Raw genomic sequence first — 3,934 nt, 5'->3', positions numbered from 1 at the left:
CTCGCCGACCTCCGGCTCGATCGACCTTCGTGGCGCAACGGCGCATCCCGGTGGGTGCGGTACTGGGACGTGCCGTGGGGGGTCGAGGTCAGGGCGCTGGAGGCCCTCGAGGCGGGGGCCGACCCGTAGCGGCGCATGGGCAGCACTGGGTAGCCTCGCGTGGGGCTGCCCGGGGGCCCGCCCGCGTTTCCGCGGAAACGTCCGGATGGGCTCTGGGGTGGCGCATCGCGCTCCTGGCTTTGGATCACCCTCCCGCGAGGAGGTCCCGCGCCATCTGCGCGCCCTCCGTCAGAACCCGGGCGGTCTCGGGGCTGATCTCGCCGTCGGTTTCCAGCTCTGTGACCTGCGCAATGAACGCCTCGATGCTGCTTCGGGCTGCGACGAAGTTGCCCTTGGCGGCCTGTTTCAGGGCCGTGTCCACCTTGTTCGAAAGCGACCGCGCGTGGCCCGCCTTCAGTGCCCCGGCTAGGAGCAGCTCGGTCACGTCGGTGGCCAGGGCGTCGAGCTTGCACTGAACACACGCCGCCGCTGTTATCTCGGCGGGGGAATTACATCCGGGTGCGTTGTTTTCGATTCTCACCGACCCCGCCACGCCGCCGGTTTCCAGGAGAGCGAACAGGCCGCAGGCGCACTTGGTGAGGGCGGAGTTGTGGGCAACGATCAGATCTCCGCCAACTGACGTGAGGGCCGACAGGCCGTCGACGTTCATCAGGGCGTGATTGATGTCGATAAACAAGCCGCCGCCTATTGAAGTGAGCGCCGAGAAACCGTCGACGTTCGTCAGGGCAGTGTTGCCGGAGACAAAAAGGAACTGCCCGACTGAGGCGAGAGCCGACAGCCCGTCGACGTTCGTCAGGGCATTGTTGAATCTCAGTCGTAGGCTCCCTCCGATCGCTCCAAGGGCCGAGAGGCCATCGAGGTCTGTCAGGGCATCGTTGTCGCGGATATCCAAATCGTTCCCGATCGAGGTGAGCGCCGACAGGCCGTCGACGTTCGTCAGGGCGTCGTTGAAATGGATCGACAAACGAAACCCCACCGAGGTTAGGGCGGAGAGACCGTCGACGTGCGTAAGCGCGTCGTTGCGCTGCAGTTGAAGACTCTGCCCGACCGATGCGAGAGCCGAGAGACCGTCGACGTTGGTAAGCGCATCGTTGTCCCGGATATTTATCAGATCTGCCGACGGCAGCGCCGAGAGGCCGTCTATGTCCGTCAAAGCGTCGTTGAGGTCGATGAAGATTCTGCTGACCGAAGTGAGCGCCGACAGGCCGTCGACGTTCGTCAGGGCATCGCTTTGCACGATCCGCAGTGCCCCACCTATCGACGCGAGCGCCGAGAGGCCGTCGATATTCGTCAGCGAGCCGTTGAGCTGGATGAGAAGGTCACCCCCGACGGAAGTGAGCGCCGAAAGGCCGTCGACGTTGATCAGGGCGTCGTTTTCCGTGATTCGCAACTCTCCCCCGACCGAGGTGAGCCCGGAGAAGCCGTCAACGCTCGTCAGGGCATCCGCGCCCCTCACGACCAGGAGCTCCCCAACCGAGGTGAGCCCCGACAGTGCGTCGAGGTTTGTAATATCTGGCGCAATGCCTCCGATCAGGAGACTACCCGTCACCTCCGTACAGTCGAATGCGTCAACCTCGGCTTGGGTGGTGAGGCTGAAATCGCCATCGCACGTCAGGGCCCCCAAACCAGCGACGCTCCGAACACTGGTGCTCGCGACGGCATCTTCCCCGCTCGCCAAGCCCAATGGAGTGTCCGAGTCCTGACACGCCGCGAGAGACAGGAAGCAAATCGATGCCGCGATCAATCCCCCGGCAGGCGCTGCAAGTCCGTTCATAGCGCGGATCCGTGTGTCCATCGTGAATCTCCCCATGCTCACCCGTGCCCGGGCTTGCGGACTCACCCGCGGTCGCACGTGGCGCCTCGGGTGTACGCTTCTCCGCGAAAGGTGTGTACGGGGATGGCGCAGCTGCGGCTGGAAACGTACGTAGCCCGACCCGCCGGATTACGTAGTTTGGTGGCGGTCGCCCGGAGCGGAGGGTAAGCTCGACCCGACCCAGGACAGGCACCGACTGCCCAGCGCTTTCCCAGCCCCCGCGAAGGCTCTAGCCTGCGGGGACATCCCCGACATCCTGACCGGGCGCTCCCGGCTGCGCCGCCGCGCCGTACGCGCGATGTTTCGGGGACGCCCCCAGCACCCAGGAGCGACCCATGACCGGCTCCACGACGGCTTCCGAGGCCACGACGACCTCCCAGGCCACCACGTCGACCACCCCCCGCCCCGTCCAAATCGACCCCTACCGCTGGCGCCTGCCCCGCCACGGCGCCATGCGCGTCGACGGCCTCGTGTACGCCGATGCCAAGCTCATGGCACAGCTCGAGGCGGACGGCGGCGAGGCGCTCCAGCAGGTGGCCAACGTGGCGTGCCTGCCGGGCATCGTGGGCCGCTCGATCGCCATGCCGGACATCCACTGGGGCTACGGCTTCCCCATCGGCGGGGTCGCGGCGTTCGACCCCGAGCGGGGCGGCGTCGTCAGCCCGGGCGGCGTGGGCTACGACATCAACTGCGGCGTGCGCCTGCTGCGCTCGGACATCGAGGCCACCGACCTGCGCGACCAAGAGCAGGTCGCGCCGCTCATGAATCAGATCATGCGCGACGTCCCGGCCGGGGTCGGCTCGCGCTACAAGAGTTTCAGACTCACCGACGACGAGGTGCGGAGCGTGCTCGTCCATGGCGCTGGCTGGGCGGTGCACGAGGGCTACGGCACGGACGACGACCTCGAGCGGACCGAGGCGGGCGGCGCTCTGCCCGGGGCCGAGCCGTCGAACGTGAGCCCGAGGGCGATCGAGAGAGGGGGCCCGCAGCTCGGCACCGTCGGCAGCGGCAACCACTTCATCGAGGTCGGCTTCGTCGACGAGATCTACGACGCCGCCGCGGCCGACGCCTTCGGCCTCGAGCCCGGCATCGTCACAGTGCTGATCCACTCCGGCTCGCGCGGGCTCGGCTACCAGGTGTGCGACGACTACCTCCAGCTCATGGTCGACGCCGCGGGGACCTACGGCATCGACCTGCCCGACCGCCAGCTCGCGTGCGCGCCGCTCGACTCGCCCGAGGCCACCCGCTACATGGGCGCGATGAACGCCGCCGCCAACTTCGCCTTCGCCAACCGGCAGATGATGGCCTACCGCGTGCGCGAGGCGTTCGCCCGCGTGCTCAAGCGGCCGCGCGCCGACCTCGACCTGCGCATGGTCTACGACGTCGCGCACAACATGGCCAAGTGGGAGACCCACGACCTCGACGGCGAGCGGCGCCGCCTGTGCGTGCACCGCAAGGGCGCCACGCGCGCGTTCCCGCCCGGCCACGCCGAGGTGCCCGAGGCCTACCGCGAGGTCGGCCAGCCCGTGCTCATCCCCGGCGACATGGCGCGCTACTCCTACGTCCTGGCCGGCACCCCGACCGGCGCCAAGGAGGCGTTCGCCTCGACCTGCCACGGCGCGGGCCGGCGCATGAGCCGCAGCAAGGCCAAGAAGTCGGTGAAGGGTCGCCCCCTCAAGGCCGAGTTCAAGGAGCAGGGGATCGAGGTCAGGGCCTCATCCTTCGCCACCCTGGCAGAGGAGATCCCCGAGGCCTACAAGGACGTCGCCGAGGTGGTCGAGGTCGTGCACGGGGCGGGGATCGCCCGGAAGGTGGCGCGGTTGAAGCCGATGGGGGTGCTGAAGGGGTGAGCGAACGGTCGGCCGCCCGCGGGGCCGCTCCTCAGTCCAGCGGGTGCCGCATCCGCAGTCCCGGAAAACGCGTGAAGTCGCGGTCGGTGGTGATCCACTCGGCGCCGTTTTCGATGGCGAGCGCGGCGAGGTAGGCGTCGGGCACCAGGTTCCCACGCGCGTCCACCGCCTCGCACAGATCCCGGAAGATCGACCAGTGCCGGGGCCCCGG

At 68.2% G+C, this 3,934-nt stretch carries 3 protein-coding genes; 1 reads left to right on the top strand and 2 read right to left on the bottom strand.

What is annotated here, in order from left to right; genetic code table 11:
* Positions 1-244: 244 nt before the first annotated feature.
* Positions 245-1,855, bottom strand: a complete 1,611-nt coding sequence (locus ABFS34_16005) for a hypothetical protein (GenBank protein MEN8376931.1) — start codon at positions 1,853-1,855, stop codon at positions 245-247.
* A 353-nt stretch (positions 1,856-2,208) separates the two neighbouring features.
* Here ABFS34_16005 and ABFS34_16000 point away from each other — a divergent pair, with 353 nt between their 5' ends.
* Positions 2,209-3,723: an RtcB family protein gene (locus ABFS34_16000; protein MEN8376930.1), complete on the top strand. Its 1,515-nt coding sequence runs from the start codon at positions 2,209-2,211 to the stop codon at positions 3,721-3,723.
* A gap of 31 nt (positions 3,724-3,754) precedes the next feature.
* Here the strand turns inward: ABFS34_16000 and ABFS34_15995 are convergent.
* A partial coding sequence (locus tag ABFS34_15995) for a PIN domain-containing protein (protein ID MEN8376929.1) occupies positions 3,755-3,934 on the bottom strand: 180 nt, incomplete at its 5' end.

The organism is Gemmatimonadota bacterium (genome assembly GCA_039715185.1).
Classification (GTDB): domain Bacteria; phylum Gemmatimonadota; class Gemmatimonadetes; order Longimicrobiales; family RSA9; genus DATHRK01.
Note: the sequence above shows the minus strand (reverse complement) of the source record. Positions and strands in the feature narration are given on the sequence as shown.

Excerpts from the sequence above, each read along its gene's own strand:
- ABFS34_16000 (MEN8376930.1), top strand. The coding sequence starts at position 2,209 with ATGACCGGCTCCACGACGGCTTCCGAGGCCACGACGACCTCCCAGGCC.
- ABFS34_16005 (MEN8376931.1), bottom strand. The coding sequence starts at position 1,855 with ATGGACACACGGATCCGCGCTATGAACGGACTTGCAGCGCCTGCCGGG.